Annotated in this window: 24 protein-coding genes and 1 pseudogene; 12 read left to right on the forward strand and 13 right to left on the reverse strand. The window is 64.9% G+C overall.

What is annotated here, in order from left to right; genetic code table 11:
* The first annotated feature begins 71 nt into the window (after positions 1–71).
* From QAZ22_RS03680 to QAZ22_RS03690, 3 genes are all read left to right on the forward strand, one after another.
* The gene (locus tag QAZ22_RS03680) at positions 72–410 is read left to right on the forward strand and encodes a hypothetical protein (protein WP_278205619.1); all 339 of its coding nucleotides are present in this window, start codon (positions 72–74) and stop codon (positions 408–410) included.
* 120 nt (positions 411–530) lie between these two features.
* Positions 531–1,232 carry a phosphatase PAP2 family protein gene (locus QAZ22_RS03685; RefSeq protein ID WP_278205620.1) on the forward strand — a complete coding sequence of 234 codons (702 nt, stop codon included), beginning with the start codon at positions 531–533 and terminating at the stop codon, positions 1,230–1,232.
* A gap of 89 nt (positions 1,233–1,321) precedes the next feature.
* A complete protein-coding gene (locus tag QAZ22_RS03690; RefSeq protein WP_278205621.1) occupies positions 1,322–1,591 on the forward strand; it encodes a helix-turn-helix transcriptional regulator in 270 nt (89 codons plus the stop codon).
* Positions 1,592–1,615: 24 nt separating this feature from the next.
* On the opposite strand, the pseudogene QAZ22_RS03695 reads toward QAZ22_RS03690, so the two are convergent.
* A pseudogene (locus QAZ22_RS03695) lies at positions 1,616–1,705 on the reverse strand (EamA/RhaT family transporter); the annotation flags it as partial.
* A 471-nt stretch (positions 1,706–2,176) separates the two neighbouring features.
* Positions 2,177–3,037 carry an ATP/GTP-binding protein gene (locus QAZ22_RS03700; protein WP_278205622.1) on the reverse strand — a complete coding sequence of 287 codons (861 nt, stop codon included), beginning with the start codon at positions 3,035–3,037 and terminating at the stop codon, positions 2,177–2,179.
* Positions 3,038–3,149: 112 nt separating this feature from the next.
* Between QAZ22_RS03700 and QAZ22_RS03705 the strand changes: the two genes are divergently transcribed.
* The gene (locus tag QAZ22_RS03705) at positions 3,150–3,935 is read left to right on the forward strand and encodes a helix-turn-helix transcriptional regulator (protein WP_278205623.1); all 786 of its coding nucleotides are present in this window, start codon (positions 3,150–3,152) and stop codon (positions 3,933–3,935) included.
* A 188-nt stretch (positions 3,936–4,123) separates the two neighbouring features.
* Here QAZ22_RS03705 and QAZ22_RS03710 read toward each other — a convergent pair whose 3' ends face one another.
* Together QAZ22_RS03710 and QAZ22_RS03715 are read right to left on the reverse strand one after the other, a co-directional pair.
* Positions 4,124–5,056, reverse strand: coding sequence for a CHAD domain-containing protein (locus QAZ22_RS03710; RefSeq protein WP_278205624.1), 933 nt, complete (start codon positions 5,054–5,056; stop codon positions 4,124–4,126).
* A complete protein-coding gene (locus QAZ22_RS03715; protein WP_278205625.1) occupies positions 5,053–5,526 on the reverse strand; it encodes a CYTH domain-containing protein in 474 nt (157 codons plus the stop codon). Before QAZ22_RS03715 ends, QAZ22_RS03710 begins: the two co-directional genes overlap by 4 nt.
* Positions 5,527–5,616: 90 nt before the next feature.
* Between QAZ22_RS03715 and QAZ22_RS03720 the strand changes: the two genes are divergently transcribed.
* The 4 genes from QAZ22_RS03720 to QAZ22_RS03735 are packed head-to-tail and all read left to right on the forward strand — an operon-like array spanning position 5,617 to position 9,330.
* Entirely contained in the window at positions 5,617–6,318 is a 702-nt protein-coding gene (locus tag QAZ22_RS03720) for a CerR family C-terminal domain-containing protein (RefSeq protein ID WP_278205626.1), read from the forward strand.
* The gene (locus tag QAZ22_RS03725) at positions 6,315–7,268 is read left to right on the forward strand and encodes an HlyD family efflux transporter periplasmic adaptor subunit (RefSeq protein ID WP_278205627.1); all 954 of its coding nucleotides are present in this window, start codon (positions 6,315–6,317) and stop codon (positions 7,266–7,268) included. Before QAZ22_RS03720 ends, QAZ22_RS03725 begins: the two co-directional genes overlap by 4 nt.
* A complete protein-coding gene (locus QAZ22_RS03730) occupies positions 7,265–8,185 on the forward strand; it encodes an ABC transporter ATP-binding protein (RefSeq protein WP_278205628.1) in 921 nt (306 codons plus the stop codon). Before QAZ22_RS03725 ends, QAZ22_RS03730 begins: the two co-directional genes overlap by 4 nt.
* Positions 8,182–9,330: an ABC transporter permease gene (locus QAZ22_RS03735; RefSeq protein WP_347405204.1), complete on the forward strand. Its 1,149-nt coding sequence runs from the start codon at positions 8,182–8,184 to the stop codon at positions 9,328–9,330. Before QAZ22_RS03730 ends, QAZ22_RS03735 begins: the two co-directional genes overlap by 4 nt.
* A 69-nt stretch (positions 9,331–9,399) precedes the next feature.
* On the opposite strand, the gene QAZ22_RS03740 is transcribed toward QAZ22_RS03735, so the two are convergent.
* Together QAZ22_RS03740 and QAZ22_RS03745 are read right to left on the reverse strand one after the other, a co-directional pair.
* On the reverse strand, positions 9,400–10,377 hold the full coding sequence (locus QAZ22_RS03740) for a threonine/serine dehydratase (RefSeq protein WP_278205629.1): 978 nt from the start codon (positions 10,375–10,377) through the stop codon (positions 9,400–9,402).
* A 315-nt stretch (positions 10,378–10,692) separates the two neighbouring features.
* On the reverse strand, positions 10,693–11,016 hold the full coding sequence (locus tag QAZ22_RS03745) for a hypothetical protein (RefSeq protein ID WP_278077043.1): 324 nt from the start codon (positions 11,014–11,016) through the stop codon (positions 10,693–10,695).
* Between the two features lie 167 nt (positions 11,017–11,183).
* On the opposite strand from QAZ22_RS03745, the gene mbfA reads away from it, so the two are divergent.
* Positions 11,184–12,167: an iron exporter MbfA gene (mbfA, locus tag QAZ22_RS03750; RefSeq protein ID WP_278205630.1), complete on the forward strand. Its 984-nt coding sequence runs from the start codon at positions 11,184–11,186 to the stop codon at positions 12,165–12,167.
* 158 nt (positions 12,168–12,325) lie between these two features.
* Here mbfA and QAZ22_RS03755 read toward each other — a convergent pair whose 3' ends face one another.
* Together QAZ22_RS03755 and QAZ22_RS03760 are read right to left on the reverse strand one after the other, a co-directional pair.
* On the reverse strand, positions 12,326–12,670 hold the full coding sequence (locus QAZ22_RS03755; protein WP_278205631.1) for an antibiotic biosynthesis monooxygenase: 345 nt from the start codon (positions 12,668–12,670) through the stop codon (positions 12,326–12,328).
* Positions 12,667–13,035, reverse strand: a complete 369-nt coding sequence (locus tag QAZ22_RS03760; RefSeq protein WP_278205632.1) for an NIPSNAP family protein — start codon at positions 13,033–13,035, stop codon at positions 12,667–12,669. The genes QAZ22_RS03755 and QAZ22_RS03760 overlap by 4 nt, the downstream gene beginning before the upstream one ends.
* Positions 13,036–13,207: 172 nt before the next feature.
* Between QAZ22_RS03760 and QAZ22_RS03765 the strand changes: the two genes are divergently transcribed.
* Complete coding sequence (locus QAZ22_RS03765) at positions 13,208–13,882, forward strand: winged helix-turn-helix domain-containing protein (RefSeq protein WP_278205633.1); 675 nt, start codon at positions 13,208–13,210, stop codon at positions 13,880–13,882.
* A gap of 314 nt (positions 13,883–14,196) precedes the next feature.
* Complete coding sequence (locus QAZ22_RS03770) at positions 14,197–15,393, forward strand: IS256 family transposase (protein WP_278205634.1); 1,197 nt, start codon at positions 14,197–14,199, stop codon at positions 15,391–15,393.
* A 200-nt stretch (positions 15,394–15,593) separates the two neighbouring features.
* On the opposite strand, the gene ligD is transcribed toward QAZ22_RS03770, so the two are convergent.
* The 3 genes from ligD to QAZ22_RS03785 form a co-directional block, all read right to left on the reverse strand.
* Positions 15,594–18,110, reverse strand: coding sequence for a DNA ligase D (ligD, locus tag QAZ22_RS03775; protein WP_278205635.1), 2,517 nt, complete (start codon positions 18,108–18,110; stop codon positions 15,594–15,596).
* Positions 18,111–18,122: 12 nt separating this feature from the next.
* Positions 18,123–19,007 (reverse strand): Ku protein, encoded by an 885-nt coding sequence (locus QAZ22_RS03780; protein ID WP_278205636.1) that lies wholly within the window; start codon positions 19,005–19,007, stop codon positions 18,123–18,125.
* Between the two features lie 105 nt (positions 19,008–19,112).
* Positions 19,113–19,616 (reverse strand): ferritin-like domain-containing protein, encoded by a 504-nt coding sequence (locus tag QAZ22_RS03785; protein ID WP_278205637.1) that lies wholly within the window; start codon positions 19,614–19,616, stop codon positions 19,113–19,115.
* Between the two features lie 391 nt (positions 19,617–20,007).
* Here QAZ22_RS03785 and QAZ22_RS03790 point away from each other — a divergent pair, with 391 nt between their 5' ends.
* A complete protein-coding gene (locus QAZ22_RS03790) occupies positions 20,008–20,154 on the forward strand; it encodes a hypothetical protein (protein ID WP_082980733.1) in 147 nt (48 codons plus the stop codon).
* A 245-nt stretch (positions 20,155–20,399) separates the two neighbouring features.
* Here the strand turns inward: QAZ22_RS03790 and QAZ22_RS03795 are convergent, their stop codons facing one another.
* Positions 20,400–20,780: a DUF1850 domain-containing protein gene (locus QAZ22_RS03795; protein ID WP_278207784.1), complete on the reverse strand. Its 381-nt coding sequence runs from the start codon at positions 20,778–20,780 to the stop codon at positions 20,400–20,402.
* A complete protein-coding gene (locus QAZ22_RS03800; protein WP_278205638.1) occupies positions 20,777–22,903 on the reverse strand; it encodes a TRAP transporter permease in 2,127 nt (708 codons plus the stop codon). The genes QAZ22_RS03795 and QAZ22_RS03800 overlap by 4 nt, the downstream gene beginning before the upstream one ends.
* Between the last annotated feature and the right edge of the window lie 32 nt (positions 22,904–22,935).

The following is a 22,935-nucleotide window of genomic DNA, read 5'->3' on the forward strand; positions in this document are numbered from 1 at the left end:
CGGCTCCACGTACTTCGGAAACAAGAACGGCGACGGCCGCGGCAAAGGCCGCTTCGAGAGGGGAGGAAACCGTGAGTTTCTGGGGATTGGCGCAGCTCGGCATCTCGACCGTGATCTTCCTGCTGGCGGCAACCGCGGCCAAGCAATGGGGGTTGGCGCCGAGCCTGGCCAAGATCCTTTTGACGCTCGCCCTCTATTCGGCCGGCAATCTGATCATGCTGCGGCTGATCCGCGAATTCGGCATGTCGGTGTCGTTCAGCCTGTCGGCGGTGATCCAGCTGGTGTCGGTGAACGTCGTGGCGCTGGTCTTCTTCGGCGAACGATTGAATGCATTGCAGGCCACGGGCGTCGTGCTGGCGATCGCGGCCGTCGCTCTGATCACGCTCGGGCCCTATATGCAGCGGCTGTAGCCGGACCCGGAGCGTTTCACCGTTTCACGGAAACGGCGAACCGCTCTATCTCTTTGTTTTGACGCAATTCCGGACGGAAAACCGTTACACACTTTTCCTGGAATTGCTCTAAGGCCCCCAATGAAATCGACCGCCAACGCGCTGCTCAACAGGATAGAATTCCCGGTGCTTTTGGCCGGGCTGGTGATCGCCGCCGGGCTATGGGGCCTGGTGGAACTCATGGAGGCGGCGCGCGCCACCAGCCCGCACGCATTCGACACGGAAATCCTGCTCGCCTTCCGCCATGCCGGCCAACCGGACAGTCCGATCGGCCCGCCATGGCTGCAAGGCGCGATGCGAGACATCACCGCGCTCGGCAGCACCGCGGTGCTGGTGCTGATCACGACCGCGGCGATCGTCTACTTCCTGCTCATCCGCCGACCGGGGACGGCACTGTTCGTGTTCGTTTCGGTGGCCGGCGGGCAGGTGGTATCCAGCCTGCTCAAGCATGAGGTCGACCGGCCGCGGCCCGATCTCGTCTCGCATCTGGTCTACGAAACCTCGCTGTCCTTTCCCAGCGGCCACGCGATGCTGTCGGCGGTGACCTATCTCACGCTGGGCTCACTCGCCGCGCGGTTCCTGCCGAACCGCAGGACGAAGATCTTCGTGCTCGGCTTCGCCGTGCTCACCACGGTGCTGGTCGGCACCAGCCGCGTCTATCTCGGCGCGCATTGGCCGTCAGACGTGCTTGCCGGCTGGTGCGCCGGCTTCGCCTGGGCCATGCTGTGCTGGCTTGCAGCGCGCCTGCTGCAGCGGCGCAATGTGGTGGCGGACGGCGAGTGATCCCCGCCAATCCTTTTGAATGATGCCTTGGACATTGTAATGTTTATCCTGTACATCGATATTGCACGTTTTGACATGGATACAGGTCGATGATGACTGCCGCACAGATGCGCGCTGCGAGGGCATTGGCCGGTATCGACCAGCGAACGCTCGCCGAGCGCGCCGGGGTTTCGCTTCCGACAATACAGCGCATGGAAGCGAGCGAGGGCGTCGTCAGGGGCGTCGTCGATTCGCTGATGAAGGTCATCCAGGCACTCGATCTGATCGGGGTGGAGCTGATCGGCGAGAACCAGGCCAGCGAGCGCGGCGGCCGGGGCGTTCGCCTCAAATCGACCGCGGCGCAGACCCAGCAGGGCTGAGCCGCGGTCACTATCAAGCCAACCAAGTTTCGGGTTTGCGCGCGCGGCGATCAGGCAGCCGGCGACGATCAGGCATGCTCCCGTCAGCGTGGTCCAGGCCACTTCCTCGCCGAAGGATCGTGCCGGCGATCATCAATGGCGGGCCAGGACTGGTGGTGACGGTCGCCGGCGCTGTCGTCCAGACGTTCAGCTTTCGCAGTCGACGCGGAGGGCAGTATCGCAGCGGTCTATACCGTCCGAAATTCCGACAAGCTGGCGAGGATCGGCAGGCCGAAGTGATGCGCAGGGCGAGGGGTAACCTCAGAGTGCCGCTGCAATGCCAGAATCCGAAACGCTGGCGGGACAGCGCCCCCCTCTGGCCTACCGGCCATCTCCCCAACAAGAGGGGAGATCGGATGTCTCGCAGGCCTTCGCCAATCGCCAACGCTGCAGGACGAGCGGCACCGAAGCCGCCAATCTCCCCCCACATGTGGGGAGATGCCCGGCAGGACAGAAGGGGCGAAGGAACGCGGCGCTACAGTACCTTCTTGATCGTCCCACCCAAGGTCTCTGCTCATGCTTGGCCCTGGCAGTAGCGCGACTGGCTCAATCCAGCGACAGCGCCGCAACCGCGCCTTCGTTCATCAGCGGGACATAGATGGTCGAGTTGCCGTCCGTGCCGATATCGGCGCTGCCCGGCTTGAAGGTGGCGATCGCTTCCGGCGCGCCGCCGGCCTTGTAGCTGTAGAGCCTGCCGGTCATGTAGGCGGTGGCGTAGATGGTGTCCCAGATGGCGACGACTCCGTCGAGGTCGGCGAAATTCTGGGCGCCGAACAGCGGCGTAACCTTCTTCGTGGCGAGGTCGACCGCCAGCAGGCCGCCGGGCTCACCGGTGCTGAAGTCGGGCTTGATGCCCTTGCCCCAGGACGCGACGATCAATCTCCCGCCATCGGCGAAGACGCCGTTGGGCGAGGCGAGCAGCGCATCCTTGACGAACAGCTCCGGCTTGTCGCCGTCGATGCGGTAGATCGTGTCGGCCAGCATGTCCGTGACATAGACCTTGCCCGAGGCATCGGCCGTCATGTCGTTGAGGAAGACGGCCCCCGGCACATCGATGCTGGAGACCAGCTTGCCGCTGGCGAGATCGACGACGCGGACCTTGGTGATGTCGGCGGCGTAGAGCTTGCCGCCCGAGATCGCCATGCCCTTGGGCGCGTCCATGCCATCCACCCAGTGCCCGGCGATGACCTTGCCGTCCATGGACAGCAGCGACAGATAGCCGTTGCCGTCCGCTTTGCCTGGATTGCCGACGATGTTGGACACGACGATCCGCATGTTGGCGGCATCGACCAGCGCCGATTCCGGCTGCTCGAAGCCGCCGGCGCGCCAGACCTCGCCGGCCTGGGCGGCGGGAGCCGTTACGATGCCGGCGACGGCAAGAAGGATCGAAGCGATGAGGGTCTTCATGATTGCTCTCCCGTTGTGATGAGGAAGAGCTAGTTTTTTCGAACTTTTCCGGAAGGCGGTTCGCGCCTAGTATCGAAGATCGATACGAATTCACGCAAACGAGGTGCATTCCATGAACGGTCCGATCTTCGAGGCGCTGAAACGGACGCTCAAGGCCAAGGGCCTGACCTACCGGACGCTGGCCGAGCGCATGGGTGTTTCCGAGCCGACGGTGAAGCGCATCTTCCATGAGCGCAACTGCAAGCTCGACCGGCTGATGGACATCTGTGCCGCCGCGGAAGTGGAACTGGAGAACGTGCTGGGTTCGATGAGCCGGGGGCCGGGGCCGGCCAACCACGTCGCGCCGGAGATCGAGCGCAGGCTTGCCGCGCGGCCGGCGCTGCTCTTCGTCTTCATCATGCTGTCGGAAAAATTCACACCCGAAGGCATCATGCGCTCGCAAGGCCTGAGCGAGGCCTCGATGTTCCTCTATCTGCGCGATCTGGAAGAGCTTGGCCTGGTGGCGCTCGGACGCGGCCTTTCGGCCAGGCTGCTGGTCGAGACACCCATCCAGTGGGATTTCGAGGGGCCGCTAAAGCCGCATTTCGAGACGACCAACAAGAACTTCATCGGCTGGGCGATCGGCCATATGGACGGCCAAGCGACCTTCGTCAGTTTCTCGCGGCGCATGCGACCGGAAACGGCCGAGATGGTGCGGCGGGAGGCTGAGGATCTCGCCGAGCGCGCAAGGCTGCTTGCCCACCATGACCAGCACACCACGCCGGAAGACCAGCTCGTCGGCTACAAATGGACTTTTGCCTTCGGCGCCACGCCGTTTCCGGCGATCATGCCGATCGGGCCGCATCCGCGCGATGCGGGGGCAAAGGCGGCGAAGGAGAAACGGGCGCTGCCGGCATAGCTCCCCCTTCTCCCCTTGTGGGAGAAGGTGGATCGGCGCGCAGCGCCGAGACGGATGAGGGGTGTTCCAGCTTGTCCGAAGCGCTCGTCCAAAGCCGCAATCGCCAACGCCTCATTCCCTGGAACACCCCTCATCCGTCGCCTTCGGCGACACCTTCTCCCACAAGGGGAGAAGGACAGGCGCCGCGCCTAAGCCGCTTTCGCCTCCTCATGCGGCGGCGCGAGATCGTCACGCGCCTTGCGCGCGAGCTTCTTGGCCGAGCGCTTGGGGCTGTCGCCGAACAGATCGGCGGCATCGGCAAGGCAGGCCTTGCCGAGGCTCCTTTCCGAACGTTTCAGGAGCTTGCGCAGAAGCTTGGTGTCTTCTGCCGGGCCGAGCGGCTCGCCGTCGGCGGCAAGCAGCGCGCGCATGACGAAGACGTCATGCAGTTCGCCAAGCAATTCGCCGAGCTTGTCGACCGCCTTGCGGCGCGCCTTGATCGGCGTCGGCCACAGGCGCCCCAGCAGCGACAGATGCATCGAGTGCGTCTTGGCGGCCTTGCGCAGATCGTGAAAATCATCGGCCTCGCCGCGCGAGCCGGCCTTGTCCAGCGCCTTTTTCGCGCGCCGCAAGGTGGCGCGGGCGCCCTCGGCCAGTATGTCGGCCGCCTGCTCGGGCTGGTCCGGCAGGGACAGCCTGTCGATGCGCTCCAGCCCTTCGCGGCAAGCAGCGATCGCCGCGTTTATGGCGGCGTCGAGACCAGGGCCGGCATGGAGCTCATGCTGGCGCAACACCAGCCGCTCGCGGACGGCGTCGAGGCCGCCGCCGGCGGTCTGCTCCGGAAAGGCGGAGGCCAGGCGGTCGATCGTCTCGATCAGGGCGGTCGCCTCGCGCGGACCGGCAAGCAGCGCCGATACCTGCTTATAACATTCGTTTTCGGTCTGGCAGAACGATTCGTCTCCGGAACGAACCAGGCGCAACAAGGCCCGCAGGCTCTTCAGCCGCTTGCGGCATTTGTGCAGCCCCTGCTCCGGCTTGTCGCGCGCCGTCTCGAGATGGCCGAGCGCCTTGCCGATCTCGTCGGCCAATATGCGCCTGACCTCGCCAGTCAGCGGCAAGCGCGGATCGATGCGAAAGCTCATGCGGCGATCTCCGGAATCCCCCCGAGGGCCAGCGACGCGTTGTAGAACCTCGACTCGCCGGTGACCTCGCGGCCGAGCCAGTCGGGGAGCATTTCGTCAGGTACGTCCTCCGGCGTCTCCAGCTCCGCGACCACGAGCCCCGAAAGCACTCCGCCGAACACATCGACTTCATAGAGATAGCCGCGGTGTCTAACATGGTGGCGTGTCTTCTCGATGACACGCCCAATGGCGAACGCCATCATCTCCTCGGCCTCGTGGAGAGGGATCGCATATTCGAACTCGTCGCGCTCGCGCGCCCTGTCGCCGAACTTCAGCGTCAGCTTGGCGGAGCGTTCGTCGCTGATGCGGATTCGCACCGTGCGGCCGGGCTGCGCGGCGACGTAGAATTGGCGAATGCGGATAGCCGCCTCGACCAGGCTGCGCCAGGCGGGATCAGAGACCAGGAACTTGCGCTCGACTTCCTTGCCCATGGCCGCGCACTAAAGCGTGTGCAAACCGACATGGCAAGCCGGGCCGAGAATCAATTTGACTTTAATCAATCGATTGATTAAACGAACAGTATGAGCAAGCAAACGAACGCCAACCGGCCGCCACGCGAAGCCTCTCCCGCCGATCAAACGCGCGCGGCGTTGGTGCAGGCGGCACTCAAGCTGTTCGGGCGGCACGGCTTCGACGGCACCTCGACACGCGAGATAGCGGCCGAGGCGAAGGCCAATATCGGCTCCATCGCCTATCATTTCGGCGGCAAGGAGGGCCTGCGCGCCGCCGCCGCCGACTTCATCGTCGAAACCATCCAGGGGATCGCCGGCCAGGCGCTCGGGGCCCAGGCGGCCGCCCCCATGAACCCGGAGGCGGCGCGGGCGCAGCTCTTCGCCGCGCTGGAGCGGATGGTCGGCTTCATCGTGGCAAGCCCCCAGGCCGGCGAGATCGTACAATTCGTACTGCGCGAGCTGTCGCATCCGACGGCGGCGCTGGACCGTATCTATGCCGGCGTGTTCGAACCGACGCACCGCCGGCTTTGCCGGATCTGGGAGCAGGCGACCGGCGAGCCGGCCGAGAGCGAGGCCACGAAGCTCACCGTGTTCACCATGATCGGGCAAGTCATCTATTTCCGCATCGGCCGCGAGGCGGTGCTGCGTAGGATGGGTTGGCGCGAGATCGGCAACAAGGAGGCCGCCAAAGTGGTGGCGGTCGCGACCGACAACCTCAGGGCAATGCTGGCGGCACGCGACGCGGCCGCCGGCAAGAAGGGCAAATCATGAGTTTTCTCTGTTCGCTGCCGCTTGCGGCCCAGCTGTTCGGCGCCTGCGCACCGGCCGCACCGCTCGCCGTCGGCTATGTCGAAGGCGAATATGTGTTGATGGCACCGATCGAGGTGGCCCAGGTGGCGACGGTCGGCGTCAAGCGCGGCGACCGCGTCACGCCGGGCATGCCGGTGGCGACGCTGGAAGATGCCGACGCCAAGATCGCCGTCGCCCAGGCCGAGGCCGCGCTGGCGCAGGCCGAGGCGCAGCTCGCCGACCTGCAGGTTGGCAAGCGGCCGGACGAGATCGCCGTGCTCAAGGCGCAGGTCGACATGGCGAAGGCGCAGGCCGCCGACGCCAAGCGCAAATACGACCGCGCCAGCGACCTCTACAAACGCGGCACCGGCACCCAGGCCGACTACGACACCGCTTCGGCTTCGCTGGAGACCGCTAATGCGCAGGTCGGCCAGGCCGAAGCCAACCTCGCCGTCGGCGGCCTGCCGGGGCGCGCCGAGACGATCAAGGCGGCCGAGAACCAGGTCAAGCAGGCGCAGTCGGAACTGGGGCAGGCCAAGTGGCGCCTGTCCAAGCGCGTGCTGGCGGCGCCGTCGCCGGGCCGCATCGACGACGTGATCCGCAATCCCGGCGACACCGCCGGACCGACCGCGCCGGTGCTCTCGATGCTGCCCGACGGCGCCGTAAAACTCAGCGTCTTTGTGCCGGAGACTGCCTTCTCCTCGGTGAAGGTCGGCACGCTGCTTAGCGTGCGCTGCGATGGCTGCGGGCCGGACCTCAAGGCGCGCGTCAGCTATGTCTCGCCCGATCCGGAATTCACCCCGCCGGTGATCTACTCGCTGGAGAACCGGCAGAAGCTGGTCTATCTCGTCGAGGCACGGCCGGAGGGCGATGCCGGTCCGCTGCAGCCCGGCCAGATCGTCGATGTCGACCTAGCGGATTTGGGCAAATGAACGTCATCGACGTCCGCGGACTGGTCAAGCGGTTCGGCAACAAGACCGTCGTCGACCATGTGACGATGACGGTGGCCGAGGGCGAGATCGTCGGCTTCCTCGGGCCGAACGGCTCCGGCAAGACGACGACCATCCGCATCATGTGCGGGCTTTTGACGCCGGATGAGGGCGAGGGCACGGTGCTGGGCTTCGACATCCTCGCCGACTCGCTCAAGATCAAGCGCGAAGTCGGCTATATGACGCAGAAATTCTCGTACTACGAGGATCTGACGATCGGCGAAAATCTGGAATTCGTGGCGCGGCTCTACCAGCTGAAGCCGGTCGAGGACTATGTATCGCGGACGCTGCAGGAGCTTGGCCTGAGCACGCGCCGCAATCAGCTGGCCGGAACGCTTTCCGGCGGCTGGAAGCAGCGGCTGGCTCTGGCCGCCTGCATCATGCACAAGCCGAAGCTGCTTCTGCTCGACGAGCCGACGGCGGGCGTCGACCCGAAAGCGCGGCGCGAGTTCTGGGACGAGATCCACAGGCTGGCCGGCGGCGGGCTGACGGTGCTGGTCTCCACCCACTACATGGACGAAGCCGAACGCTGCCACCGCATCAGCTACATCTCCTACGGCAAGCTGCTGGCCACCGGCACGGTGGACGAGGTGGTGAGGAATGCCGGGCTGACCACCTTCGTCGTGCAGGGGCCGCGCCTCGACCGGGTGGCCGAAGCGCTCGATGGCCGCCCGGGCGTCGACCAGGTGGCGCCGTTCGGCGCCACGCTGCACGTCGTCGGCTCCGACAAGGCGGCGCTCGAAAAGGCGCTTGCCGACGTCGAGAAGGAATACAAGGGCGTGACGGTGGCGCCGGGCGAGACCAGCCTGGAAGACGTGTTCATCCAGTTCATGGCCGGCTCGAAGGACAATATGGCATGAAAGATGGCTTGAGAGCGGTCTTTTCCTTCGCGAGGCTCGGGGCGCTCTTGATCAAGGAGTTCATCCAGATGCGGCGCGACCGCATCACCTTCGCCATGATGCTGGGCGTGCCTTTGCTGCAGCTCGTGCTGTTCGGCTTCGCCATCAACAATGATCCAAAGAGCCTGCCGACGGCGCTGGTGGCGATGAGCAATGATCAGTACACGCGCGCCATGGTTTCCGCCCTGCAGATGACCCGCTACTACCGTTTCGACCATGTAACCGAGAGCGCGGCCGAGGCCGAGATGCTGATAGCCAAGGGCGCCGTCTCCTTTGTCGTCACCATCCCGGCCGACTTTGCCAGGCGCGTCGAGCGCGGCGACAGTCCGCAGATCCTGATCGAGGCCGACGCGACGGATCCGGCGGCGGCTAGCGGGGCCATTTCGACGCTGGGCACGGTGGCGAGCCAGGCGCTGCTGCGCGCCCAGGGTATGCAGGCAGCGGCCGCCGAGTCGGCCAAGCAGCAGCTGCAGGTAGTGGTGCACCGGCGCTACAACCCTGAAGGTATCTCGCAATACAACATCGTTCCGGGCCTGCTCGGCGTTATCCTGCAGATGACGATGGTAATGATGACGGCGATGGCGCTGACCCGGGAGACCGAGCGCGGCACCATGGAGAACCTGCTGGCCATGCCGTCCAGCCCGACCGAGATCATGCTGGGCAAGGTGCTGCCTTTCCTCGTCGTCGGCGCCGTGCAGATGACGGTTGTGCTGGTGGCGGCGAAGCTTCTGTTCGGCGTCCCGTTCGTCGGCAGCCTGACGCTGCTGCTCTCCTCGGTGCTTGTCTTCGTGCTTTCGCTGGTGCTGCTCGGCTACACCATCTCGACCATGGCGCGTTCGCAGATGCAGGCGATGCAGCTCACCTTCTTCTTTTTCCTGCCGTCGCTGCTGCTCTCCGGCTTCATGTTCCCCTATCGCGGCATGCCGGGCTGGGCCCAGATTTTGGGCGAGATCTTCCCACTGACGCATTTCCTGCGCATCACCCGCGCCGTCATGCTGAAGGGCGCCGACTTCACCGCGGTAGCCGCCGAGATCGGCTGGCTGGCGGTGTTCGTGGCGGTGTTCGCAGGCGTAGCATTGGCGCGGTTCAGGAGGACGCTGGATTAGGCGTTTTGCAGCGCACGCCCTTTTTATGCTGGCGGGACAGCGGCGCTTCCGGCCTGCGCGCGGCAGAACCTACACCGCCGCTATAATCTCCGCATAGGTGGCGAAATCGACATTGCCGCCGGAAAGCACCACGACGACGCATTTGCCGGCGAGGTCGATTTCGCCGGATGAGAGCGCGGCGAGCGCGACGCAACCGCCAGGCTCGACCACCAGCTTCAGGTAGGCCATGGCATCGCGCATCGCCTGCGCGGCGGCCTTGTCGGAGACGGCGATGGCGCCGGCGAGGTTCCGGCGGTTGATCTCGAAGGTGATGGCCCCGGGCTCTGCGGTGAGGAGCGCATCGCAGATCGAGGTATGGCCGGGTTGGTTCGAGACCCTTTCGCCTTTGGCCAGCGAACGGCGCGTGTCGTCGAAATGCTCGGGCTCGACCGCCCAGACGGCGGTGCGCGGCGAGGCGTCCTTGACGGCGACGGAGATGCCGCTCGACAGCCCGCCGCCGCCGCAGGGGATGACCACCGCGTCGAGGCTGACGCCGAGCGTCTTCGCCTGCTTCATCAACTCCAGCCCGATCGTGCCCTGGCCGGCAATGATGGCCGGATCGTCGAACGGCGGCACCAGCACCATGCCCTTCTCGACATAGGGGCGGACGATGGTCATGCGGTCGTCCTTGTAGCGGTCGAACGGCACCACCTCGGCGCCCATCTTGCGCACATTGCCCACTTTCAGCGCCGGAGCGTCGGCCGGCATGGCGATGACCGCCTTGACGCCGAACATCGCGGCGGACGCCGCGACCCCTTGCGCGTGGTTGCCCGACGAGAAAGCGACGACACCGCGACCGCGTTCCTCCTCGGTGAGCGACGACAATTTGTTATAGGCGCCGCGGATCTTGAAGGAGCCGGTGCGCTGCAGCGTCTCCGGCTTGAACAGGATGCGCCCGCCATAGCGCTCGTTGAGCTCGGGCGATTCGATGAGCGGTGTTTCCACGGCCAGGCCGGAAAGCCGCGCGGCGGCGGCCTGGATGTCGGAAATGCCGGGTAGGGTGGTCATCGTGTGAGGTCTCGCGGAGGATCGGACCACCCATGCTGCACGCAAACCGTGCCGACGCGCCAACGAAAAAATGTGATGGAGACAATGTTGATTGGCAGTTTGGGAAGCTGGCGTTCCTTCGCGCCCCCCTCTGTCCTGCCGGACATCTCCCCCACAAGGGGGGAGATCAGACGTCACGCCGGCTTTCGCCAATCTCTGAGGTTGCAAGAATGGGCGGGGGCACCGAAACCGCTAATCTCCCCCCTCGTGGGGGAGATGGCCGGCAGGCCAGAGGGGGGCGCTGTCCCGCCGACATTGCGCCCTTGTCAGGGCCCCTCACCCCAACAACGTCGGCGTCCGCTTCTTGCCGCCCAGCTTGCGCCAGCTGTTGAAGCGGTGGGTGGCGGCGGCAAACGAGATCTTCATCTGCTGGGCGACCGTATAGCGGGACTTGCCCTCGTCGAACATGCGGTAGCAGCACTCGACGCCCTCGTCGGTGAGCTTGCCGTCCGGCGTCTTGTTGTGCGGATTGGCCGGGTCGAATTTTTCGGCCTGCTGCTCGACCAGACCCTTGAGGCGCTGCAGGTCGGCCTCGATGCTGGCGATGAGATCGAGAACAGGCTTCGGGTCGAATGCGTGCGGGGGCTTCTTGTCCGTCATCCCTTGTTTCCTTCGATTTTGGCTTATGCACCATATAGGTGAACATTCGGCAATAATGAAGTGGGAACGCCGGATCGGCGAATTCTGTCTGCCTTGCGTCGTCCGTGATTGACCCTCGGCCCGCGAAACCCTAGTTTAGAACCGTTCTAAACTAGGGTGATTTTCTCATGCTTTCCCGTGTTTTCGGCTTCGGCCGCCGCTCCTTCGATTCGCTGTCGGAGCAGGAGATCCTGGCGCTGGCGATATCGTCGGAGGAGGACGACGGGCGCATCTACCGCGCCTATGCCGACGGGCTGGCGGAAGACTTCCCGCAATCGGCCAAGGTGTTCGAGGCAATGGCGGAGGAAGAGGACGGCCACCGCGATTCCCTGATCGAGCTTCACCGCAAGCGCTTCGGCGAGCGCATTCCGCTGATTCGCCGCGAACATGTCAGAGGCTATTACGAGCGCAAGCCGGACTGGCTGGTGCGGCCGCTCGGCATCGAGCACGTGCGCCGCCAGGCCGAGGACATGGAGCGGCAGGCCTACCGCTTCTATGTCGAGGCGGCCAAGCGCACCACCGACGCCTCGACGCGCAAACTGCTCGACGATCTGGCCGCGGCCGAGCTCGGCCATGAGAATTCCGCGCATGAGCTGGAGCAGACGCATGTCCCGGGCGAGGTGAAGGAGGAGGAGGCAAGCGCCGAGCAGCGGCAGTTCATCCTCACCTATGTGCAGCCGGGGCTCGCCGGGCTGATGGACGGGTCGGTGTCGACGCTGGCGCCTATTTTCGCCGCCGCCTTTGCCACGCACGCCACGTTCCAGACTTTTCTCGTCGGTCTTGCCGCTTCGATCGGCGCCGGCATCTCGATGGGCTTCACCGAGGTGGCCTCCGACGACGGCAAGCTTTCGGGGCGCGGCTCGCCGCTGAAGCGCGGGCTGACGGTCGGCCTGATGACGACGCTGGGCGGGCTCGGCCACGCGCTGCCCTACCTCATCCCCTATTTCTGGACGGCAACCATCGTCGCCGCGATCGTGGTGTTCTTCGAGCTCTGGGCGATCGCCTTCATCCAGAACCGCTACATGCAGACGCCATTCTGGCGCGCCGCCTTCCAGGTGGTGCTGGGCGGCGCGCTGGTGTTCGGGGCAGGCGTGCTGATCGGGAATGCTTGAGCCGTCTCCTTCTCCCCTTGTGGGAGAAGGTGTCGCCGAAGACGACGGATGAGGGGTGTTCCAGGGAACGCCAGCGTCTCACTCCGCTGGAGCACCCCCTCATCCGTCTCGGCGCTGCGCGCCGATCCACCTTCTCCCACAAGGGGAGAAGGGGAGCCTTATCCGTTCACCGCTCGGCTGTCCTCAGGCGCCTCGGCCCTCTCATGCAGCCCGTAGTCGCGCACGACATGGGCGATGCGGAGACGATAGCCGGCAAAGATTCCACCGCGGCCGGCCTTCTGCGCCTGGCGGTGCTCCTCGGTGTTGCGCCAGGCCTTCACCGCATCCTCGTCGCGCCAGAAGGACAGCGAGAGCACGCGTTTCGGATCGGTCAGGCACTGGAAGCGCTCGACCGAGATGAAGCCGTCGATGCTTTCGAGCAGGGGCTTAAGCTCGGCGGCGATGCCGAAATAGGCATCGCGCTTTCCCTCCGCCGGCTCGACCTCGAAAATGACAGCGATCATGCCTCTATCCCTTCCCTGACCGTTACGCCGGTATCGAAAGCCTTCATCGGCCCATGCGGGCCCGACACCAGTTTCAGGAAGATACGGTCTTCCTTCAGGATGAATTTCTCGCGCCGCGCGAACTCGTAGTTTGCCTTGCCGACGGGGTCGGCGGCAAGGCGGGCGCGATAGGCTTCGTAGGCCGCGAGGTTCTCGATGCTGTAGGCCGCATAGGCCGTGGTGGCCGAACCCTCATGCGGCGCAAAGTAGCCGATCAGGTCGGCGCCGCAGCGCGGGATGGCCTGGCCCCAGGCGCGCGCATATTGCTCGAAGGCGGCCTTGCCGAACGGATCGATCTCGTAGCGGATGAAGCAGGTGATGGTCATGTCGGTCTCTCCTTCGGCGGTTGGCTGTTTGGCGACGACGGTTCGATCATGGTCGAAACATCGCTTCACTCGGTGTGCTAGGCATTCTTGTGTCAGGAGCGTTTGCCTCGCTCCTTGAGCCGACATGAGAATAGTGCTTCCCTGGCGGGAATGCTTCGATAAGGATCGAACCATGCGTGAAGGACCCGATATCGCCCGCATCGCCAGCCTGGTCGGCGACTCGGCCCGCGCCAACATGCTCAACGCGCTGATGGGCGGCACGGCGCTGACCGCGTCGGAACTGGCGCTGGAGGCCGGCGTGTCGCTGCCTACCGCGTCCTCGCATCTGTCCAAGCTTATGGACGGCGGGCTGCTGACGCTGGCGAGCCAGGGACGCCATCGCTATTACGGCCTCGCCGGCCCGCAGGTGGCGGGCATGATCGAAGCGATCATCGGCGTGGCCGAAGCCGTCGGCCCGAAGCGGGTGCGGCCCGGCCCGCGCGACGCGGCCATGCGCGTGGCGCGTGTGTGCTACGACCATCTCGCCGGCGAGCAGGCGGTGGCGATGCTCGATCGCCTGGTCGACAGGAAAGTTCTGCTGCGCGACGACAACGAGATCAGGCTGTCGCCGTCAGCCGTTTCGCATTTCGCCGCGCTCGGCATCGAGATCCATACCAAGGCCCGGCGGCCGGTCTGCCGCGCCTGCCTCGACTGGAGCGTGCGGCGCACGCATCTGGCCGGCGCGCTCGGCGCCGCCATCCTCGACAAGGTCATCGCCGAGAAATGGGCGCGGCGCGAGAAGGACAGCCGCGCCGTGGTGTTCTCGCCGGCGGGCAGGCAGGCGTTCGAGAGGTTGTTTCTCTCCTAGGCGGCCAATTTCGCGATGCTGGCCGGACAGCATGGCAGCTTCGCGCATGATCGTCCAACGCAGCGCTGGTCGACCCCCACTCCGTCTCGGCTTCGCCGAGCCACCTCTCCCCCGATCGACGGGGTAGAGGAAGGCGCCAGGCTTTTTACCGCCAGCGCTCGTCCAGCAAGGCTCCCTTCCTTTCCCTCCGGAGGGGGGAAAGGTGGCGCTGCGAAGGGTAGTGTGCTGAGAGTTCTGCAAATTCGCTGAGAGAGGGCGGTCATGGCAGGCTGGTGATTGTTCACGTCACCTGATTCCCGCGAAGGAACGCCACCATGACCAAGATCGAAGATAAATCCGCCGTAGCTGCCGTCAAAGACATTCTGCTTTCGAACCCGGATGGGCTGCACGAAGTGATCCGCGCAGTGATGCAGGAGGTCCTCGAGGCCGAGATGGACGAGGCGCTGGGCGCTTCGAAGAGCGAACGGACACCGGAGCGGCTCGGCTATCGCTCTGGGTATTACGGCCGCACGCTTGTCACCCGTGTCGGCAAGCTGGAGCTGCGGGTTCCGCAGGACCGGCAGGGGCGCTTCTCCACCGAGCTGTTCGAGCGCTACCAGCGCTCCGAGCGGGCCTTGGTGGCGACGCTTGCCGAGATGTACGTGCAAGGCGTGTCGACCCGCAAGGTCAAGGCGATCACCGAGGAGCTGTGCGGGCATGCCTTCTCGGCCTCGTCGATCTCGGCCATCAACAAACGGCTGGACGAAAGCCTGAAGGCCTTTGCCGAGCGCCCGCTTCAAGAGCCCTTTGCTTACCTCGTGCTCGATGCCCGCTACGAGAAGGTGCGCGAGGCCGGCATCGTCATGAGCCAGGCGGTGCTGATCGCGGTCGGCATCGACTGGGACGGGCGGCGCCAGATCCTGGCCGTGGAGATGGCCAATCGCGAGAGCCGCTCGGCCTGGAAGGACTTCCTCGTGGCGCTCAAGGCGCGCGGTCTTAGGGGCGTCGAACTGGTCGTGTCCGACGACCATGCCGGTCTGGTCGCGGCGATCGGCGAGGTGATTCCGGAAGCGGCCTGGCAACGCTGCTACGTGCACTTCCTCAGGAACGCGCTCGATCACCTGCCGCGCAAGCACGGCGACGACTGCCTGCAGGAGCTCAGATGGCTCTACGACCGGCGCGATCTCGCCGAGGCCAAGGCCGATCTCGCCGCGTGGCTGGCCAAATGGTCGGGCCGCTATCCGCGGCTGACGACGTGGGTGGAGGAGACCATCGAGCGCACGCTGACCTTCTTTCGCCTGCCGCGCCAGCACCACAAGCACCTGAAGTCGACCAACATGCTGGAACGCCTCAACGAAGAGATCAGGCGCCGCACCTATGTCGTGCGCATCTTTCCCAACGCCGAAAGCTGCCTGCGCCTGGTCAGGGCGCTGGCCGTCGAAACTAACGAAAACTGGATGGAGGCCAACCGCTACATCAACATGGACGACCTGCGCGAGCACAAGAAGCTCGCTCTGCGCCAAGCCGCATGACCAGCCTCATGGCCGCCCCTTTTTGCAGAACTTGACGCACACAACCCTGCGAAGCAGCGACGGATTGGGGGAACCACGTGGCAATCAAGCCTCGGCCCGATCATTCACGCCTGTCACATAGGATGTGTGCAATAGCGTAGACAAAAGTGGGGAGATGGCCGGCAGGCCAGAGGGGGGGTACTGTCCCTCGGCGCTGAAAATTACCCCCGCTTCAACACCTTGCCCAGCTTGAAGAAATCCTTCCACGGATCGGCCTTTTTCAGCTCGCTCAGCGTCGTCTCGTCGCCGAGCGGGAAGGCGTTGGGCGGCAGGCCCTTTTCGAGTTCCGGCCAGGTCACCGGCATCGATATCGTGGCGAACTTCTTGGCGCGCGAGGAGTAGGGCGCGACCGTGGTCGCGCCGCGGCTGTTGCGCAGATAGTCGACGAAGATCTTGTCGGTGCGCGCCTTCTTCGACAGCGTTGCCGTGTAGCGGTCGGGCGATGCCTGTTCCAGCGCCCGGGCAAAATCATGGGCGAAGTCCTTGACCTCGTCCCAGTCCGCCGACGCCTTCAGCGGCACCAGCACGTGATAACCCTTGCCGCCGGAGGTCTTGACCAGGTTGGGCAACGACAGCTCGTCGAGCTGCTTGTGGATGTCGAGCGCCGCTTCGCGCACGCGGCTGACGTCGACACCTTCGTCGGGATCGAGGTCGAAGATGATCTGGTCGGGCTTTTCCAGCTCATCGATGGTCGAGCCCCAGATATGGACCTCGACCACGCCATACTGAACCAGCGCCGCAAGCCCGTCGAAATCCTTGATGAACAGGATCTCCTCGCCGTCGGTCGGATCCTTCATCCTGGCGATCTTGTCGCTCATGCCCGGCGAGGCATGTTTCTGGAAGAAGCGCTGGCCGTGGATGCCGTCGGGCGCCCGCACCAGGCTCAGCGGCCGGTTGACGACGAATTGCTGCATGCGCGGCCAGACCAGCGCGTAGTGGTCGAGCAGATCCTGCTTGGAGACCTTTTCGTCGGGCCACAGCAGCTTGTCGGGATGCGAAAGTTTTATCGAGGTCGTCGCCGTTCCGGCCGCGGTTTTCGGCGCGGTCCTGCCGCCGCCCGATTTTGCCTCGGCCTTACCGCCGGCTTGCTTCGGCTTTTCCTGCACGACTTCCTCCGCCGGCTTGTCCTCACGCAATCCCTGGAACGAGGCGTGGCGGATTATACGGTCGGATGTCCAGCTGCGAAACTCCACCTCGCCGACGAGCTCGGGCTTGACCCAGGTGAGGCCCTTGCCCTTCGGCACGGCCGTGGAGAAAGGCGACTGCTTCGCCTCGATGCCGTCGAGCTTCTTCTTGAGACCGGCCATCACCTTGCCGGAAAAGCCTGTGCCGACGCGACCGGCATAATGCAGCTTGCCGCCTTCGAAATAGCCGACGAGCAGCGACCGCAGCCCGCGTCCGGTCTTGTCCGAGGGCAGGTAGCCGCCGATGACGAATTCCTGGCGCAGCGTGCATTTCGACTTCACCCAGGTGAGGCCACGCCCGCTGCGGTAAGGCGCGTCGGCGCGTTTCGAGACCACGCCTTCGAGACCCATGCGGCAGACATGCTCCAGCATGACCTTGCCGGGTTCGTGAAAATGATCGCTGAAGCGCAGCGCCGAGTCCTGCGGCTGCTCGCCGAGCAGTTCGGCCAGGACCTGCTTGCGCTCGACCAGCGGCTCACGGCGCAAATCCTTGCCATCGAGCCGCATCAGGTCGAAGACATAGTAGATGAAGCGATCGGCGCGGCCGGCCGAAAGTGCCGCCTGCAGCAGCGGAAAGGACGACACGCCGTTGTCGGCCAGCACGACGATCTCGCCGTCGATCACCGCGTCGCGGCATTTCAGCCCGGCAAGCGCCGCGGTGACGGGGCCTTCGAATTTCTTCGTCCAATCGAGGCCGGCGCGCGTCATCAGCCTGACATCGCTGCCGGCGATCTGCGCCTGGATGCGGTAGCCGTCGAATTTCACCTCGTGCAGCCATTCATCGCCGGAAGGCGCATTCTTTTCCAGCGTGGCGAGCTGCGGCTCGATGAACTCCAGGCGCTTGGCGCGTCCGGCCTTTGCCTTGGCGGCGGCCGGTCTGTCGGAGTGCCAGACCTTTGGCTTCGCGCCCCTGGCCGCCTCGCCTTCGCCGACCTCCTCGATGGTGAGGCCGGATTTCACCGATTGCGGCTCGTCCGCCAGGATATCCTCGCCGGGACGGGCGGCGGCATCGTCGGCCTTGATCAACAGCCAGTTGTCGCGCTTTTCGCCGCGGCGGGGTTTCAGGCGGACCAAATGCCAGCGTCCATGCAGCTTGTAGCCCTGGAGCTCGAAGCCGATATGGCCTTTCTTCATGCCTTCGGCGGGATCGCCTTCCGGGACCCAGCGACCGTCGTCCCAGACGATGACCGAGCCGCCGCCATACTCGCCCTTCGGAATTGTGCCCTCGAACGAGGCATAGTCGATCGGATGGTCCTCGACATGCACGGCCAGCCGCTTCTCATGCGGATCGAGGCTCGGGCCGCGCGTCACCGCCCAGCTCCACAGCACGCCGTCATGCTCGAGCCGGAAATCATAGTGGAGGCGGGTGGCGGCGTGTTTCTGGATGACGTAGATGCCGCCGGCCTCGCCTTTCTTGTGCCGAGGCAGCTTGCCGGAAGGCTCGGTGGTTTTGCGGAAATCGCGCTTGGCATGATATTGCTCGAGGCTGGCCATGACGTCATGCTCCTATGCGGATTTGCGGCTTCCATGCCGATTGTGACCGGCAGCGGAAGCCTTGGCCTTGGCCCGCGCCGGCCGCGCTTTCGATGAAGATTTGCCGGCTTTCCTGCCGCCTTCCGCGTTCAGGCTCTTCTTCAGCGCGTCGAACAGATTGACCACATTGGACGGCTTCGCCGGCGCCCTGGCCTTGGGCGCCTTCTTGCCGGCCTTCTTGGCGCGGATCAGCTCGAGCAGCGCGTCCTCGTAGCGGTCGTCGAACTTTGAAGGGTCGAACTTCGTCTTTTTCTGGTCGATGATGTGCTCTGCAAGATCGATCATCTCGTCATCGGTCCTGATTGCCTCGATGTCGTCGAAGACCGTTTCGGGCTGGCGCACCGTGTCGTCGTAGCGCAGGGTCGTCAGCACCATGCCCTTGCCGAGCGGCTCGATCGCCACCGGGCGTTCGCGCTGATAGAGCACGACGCGCGCGAGACCGGCCATCTTCTTCGCCGCCATCGCGTCGCGGATGACGGCGAAAGCCTCTTGCGACACCTCGTCCGCCGGCGAAACATAGTAGGGCGTGTCGAGATAGATCTGCTCGATCGAGGATTTCTCGACGAAGCCGTCGAGGTTCATCGTGTGCGAGGACTCGATCTCAACGGCCTCGATCTCGTCTTCCTCGATATGGACGAACTCGCCGTCGCTCACCTCGTAGCCCTTGATCTCCTCGCCTTCGTCCAATGGCTTGCCCGTTTCGGCGTCGACATAGATGCGTCTGACGGTGTTGCCGGTCTTGCGGTTGAGGATGCGGAACGAAACCTTCCCGGCATGGGTGACGACGTTGGTCAGCTCGATGGCGCAAGTGACCAGCGACAGTTTCAGATAGCCCTTCCAGGCGGGGCGCGGTGCCATTGCCAGCTCCTACTGCGAACGCCTGCGCGATGCGGTCCCAACGGCAACGGGCAGGGCGCGCTTGGGTTCCGGGCAAGCCGGCGCGCGCCGTCGCGGCATAGCCCGTCAGGCCGCAAGCAGGTTGATCCTGTTTTCCGCCATTTCGCTGAGCTTGCGGTCGGTCGCTTGCTCTTCCTTGAGGTTCTTGGCCAGCACGTTGGCGCAGTCGCTGCGGCCGAGCTGCTTGGCCCAGGCGATCAGCGTGCCGTAGCGCGTCATCTCGTAGTGCTCGACCGCCTGCGCGGACGCGATCAGCGCGGCGTCGAGAACCTCCCGGTCGTCGATATCGGCACTCACCTCATCGGCTTCCTCGAGGATGCCGTCGATGGCTGGGCAGCTGACGGCCTTGGCCTTGACGCCGTGCAGCTCGAACACCTGCTCGACGCGATCGATATGGCCCTTGGTCTGCTCGAGGTGTTTTTCGAAGCCGGCCTTCAGCTGCGGATCGGTCGCCAAGCCGATCATCTTCGGCAGCGTCCGCTTTATCTTTTTCTCGGCATAATAGATGTCGCGCAGCATATGGATGAAGAGGTCGTCCAGCGTCTTGATGTCTTTCGAAAAGAAACCCATGGCTGTTGCCTTCCATTGCTTGTTCCGGGTTGGGGATTCAATCGGCGGCGCGGCCGCCTTCGTCGGAGCCGCGCGGGCTTGAAGGAATCAACGTGTCCCTTCCGGGCCGGTTCCTGACCTTTTGCGTAACGCGCAATGAAATTTCCGGATCGAACGTGAAACAGAAGCGCGTCCAAGCGACATCGAGACGAAACCTATGTGATGCAAAAGCCACACGAGCCGGAAACGCGACAAAAGGCACCGAAAGACCGCGAATCAGCCGCATTCCAGCCACGAAGCAACGAGTTTCGGACCACAAATTAACATCGCGTTCACCGACTATTCACGCCTCGACGCTATGCTCCCGGGCAATTCGGAAGGGACATCCGAAAGCGGGACAGGGACAGGTAAAATGAACTTCTGGAACCACATCGCCGGCTATGCCGCCGCCATTCGCGAATTCGTCGCGCCGACCTATCGGCCCGAGCGCTATTACATGCGCGGCCCGGGTCCGGCCTGCGCCCGCCGCGGCAACTCGCTCGGCATCGGCACGCACTGACCGTCATGCCCGACAGCCGCCACAACAGCCGGATCTGCAAGCCGGCCGCCGACAACCGCGCCACGACCTATCGTGACGAGCGCCCCGCCGTCGCCGACGGCAGGCGTGCGACAACGCCGCGACTTTGACGCCGCCGGCTGGCTCAGTGCTTCAAGGCACAAGCAGCCGGGGCCGACATGACCGACCTGCCCCAACCGAAACGTCCCTTTGTCCAGCCGCGAATTTGCGCTGCTCCTGATCCCGCATTATGGCGCCGGCTTGCCCGAGCCCTCGCAAGGTTCGAGCATAATCGCATCCGTTGCCGCCTTGCCCAGCTCCCTGCAATCTTCGGCCGTGCACAGCGTCCAGCCTTCCCCGGTCGCGCCGGAAGCCGCAAGCACAAGGCGCGGCTGAGCGCCGATCCGCGGCGCATAGACCCACCAGCCGTCCCGCAGCACTGAGCCCTCGGGCGGCTCCATGCCGGCGCCGGAGCCTTTGACGCGCGCTTCGACGATCAGTAGACCCGAAGACGTCACATTCCAGTCCTCCTGCCAACGCGTCCGCTCCACCGAATGTGTCCAGGACAGCGTGAAGGCGGCCGTGGCCAGAACCATCGTTTTCCCGCCAGCAAGGATACAGAGGCTCACGCAGCGTCCCTTACCGAAGCCTGGTTGGCGCGCCAGCAATGCCAGCCGGTCCATACCAACGCCAGCGCCCAGCCGGTCTCGTCGGTAAGCGGCAGCGCCGCCACCAGAAGCACGCCGGCGGCGAACGCGACCAAGCGCTCCCACCAGGCCATGCGGCGGGCGAGGAAGCCGACGGCGGCGGCGCCCCAGAGCACGATACCCATGCAGGCCTTGACGACGATGTAGGCGACCTCGACGGGATAACCGAACGAAGCCGCGATCGGGCCGGCATCCTGCAGCATCAGCGCCGGCGTGTAGACCGCCATGAACGGCACGACGAAGCCGGCGATGGCGAGCTTGGTCGCTTGGATGCCGATCTTGAGGCCGCTTTCCCTGGCCATGGGAGCGGCGGCGAAGGCGGCAAGCGCCACCGGCGGGGTGAGGTCGGCCATGATGCCGAAATAGAAAACGAACATGTGGCTGACGATGAGCGGCACGCCGAGCGACAGCAGCGCCGGACCGGCCAGGGAGGAGGTGATGATGTAGTTGGGGATGGTCGGGATGCCCATGCCGAGCACCAGGCAGGTAAGCATGGTCAGCACCAGCGACAGGAACAGATTGTTCTCGCCGATGGAGATGATCCAGCCAATGAAGGTCGAGGCGATGCCGGTCAGCGTCAGCGTGCCGATGACGATGCCGACGATGGCGCAGGCGATGCCGACCGGCAGCGCGTTCTTCGCCCCTTCGGCCAGCGAGTCGACACAGATGCGCAGCGTCTCGCGCCCACCCCTGAACGTGAAGCAGGCGATGATGAGCGCCGCGATGACGAGGCCGAGGCTATCGACGCCGAACCGCATGAAGGAGGCGGCGGCAAGACCAAGCGCCAGCCAGAAGACGACGCGGAAGGCGAACGGTCCGATCAAGGCCGCCAGCGGCGTGCCGAGGATCAGCACGATGGTCAGCGCCAGACCCATCGTACCGGCGAAGATCGGCGTGTAGCCGGCAAACAGAAGATAGACGAGCACGGCGAGCGGCAGCGCCAGCGGCCAGTGCTTTCGCACCGCTTCCCAGGGGTTGGGCAGGTCACCCTTGGCCATGCCGCGCAGGCCCGCCTTGCCGGCCTCCAGATGCACCTGCCAGAAACAGGCGCCGAAATAGAGCAGCGCCGGAATGATCGCCGCCTTTACAACCTCGGCATAGGCGATGTTCAGCGTCTCGGCCATGATGAAGGCGACCGCGCCCATCACCGGCGGCATGATTTGGCCGCCCATCGAGGAGGTCGCCTCGACGGCCCCGGCAAAGGCCGAGCGGAAGCCGAAGCGCTTCATCAGCGGGATGGTGAACTGGCCGCTAGCCACCACATTGGCGACGCCCGAACCGGAGATGGTGCCCATCAGCGCCGAGGAGAGTACGCAGACCTGGGCCGGGCCGCCGCGCCAGGAGCCGACCAGGCCGAGCGCGAAATCGTTGAACAGCGCGATCATGCCGGCGCGCTCGAGGAAGGCCGCGAAGACCACGAAGATGAAGATGTACGCCGCCGAAACATAGACCGGCGTGCCGTATATGCCCTCGGTGCCATAGGCGAAGGTGTCGACCAGTTGGGCGAAATCGTAGCCGCGATGGACGAAGGGCGGCGGCAGATGGTTGCCGACGAAGCAATAGGCGATGAAGATGAAGGCGATGACTGCGAGCGGCAGCCCCATCAGCCGCCGCGCCGCCTCGAAGACCAGCACCACCAGAGCCGAGCCGACGATCAGGTCCGGCGCGGTGAGGAAGCCGGAGCGGCGGATGAGATCGGTATAGAACACCCAATTGTAGAGGCCGGTGGCGAAGCCCAGCCCACCGAGCGTCCAAAAAGCGGTTTTCGCCGCCATGCCGGTGGCGCGCAGATTGGCGATCAGGCCGAAGCCAAGCAGCAGCAGGAAGCCGACATGCATGGCTCGCACCACCTGGCTGGGCAGGCTGCCATAGGCGGCGATGTAGATCTGGAAAACGGAAAAGGCGACGGCAATCAGGAAGGCCGCCTTCCCGGCGATACCTTCGCCGAAGCCCGGCGGCAGGCCCTCGACCTGCTCCTCGACGACAGGGAGATGAAAAGTGGCCGAGGTGCCGCCGGTCGTTGCTCCAGATGTTGCTTCGCTCATCCGACGCGTTCCCAAACAAGCGAGATGTAGTG

Source organism: Mesorhizobium sp. WSM4906, from assembly GCF_029674625.1.
In the GTDB taxonomy this organism is placed as follows: Bacteria; Pseudomonadota; Alphaproteobacteria; order Rhizobiales; family Rhizobiaceae; genus Mesorhizobium.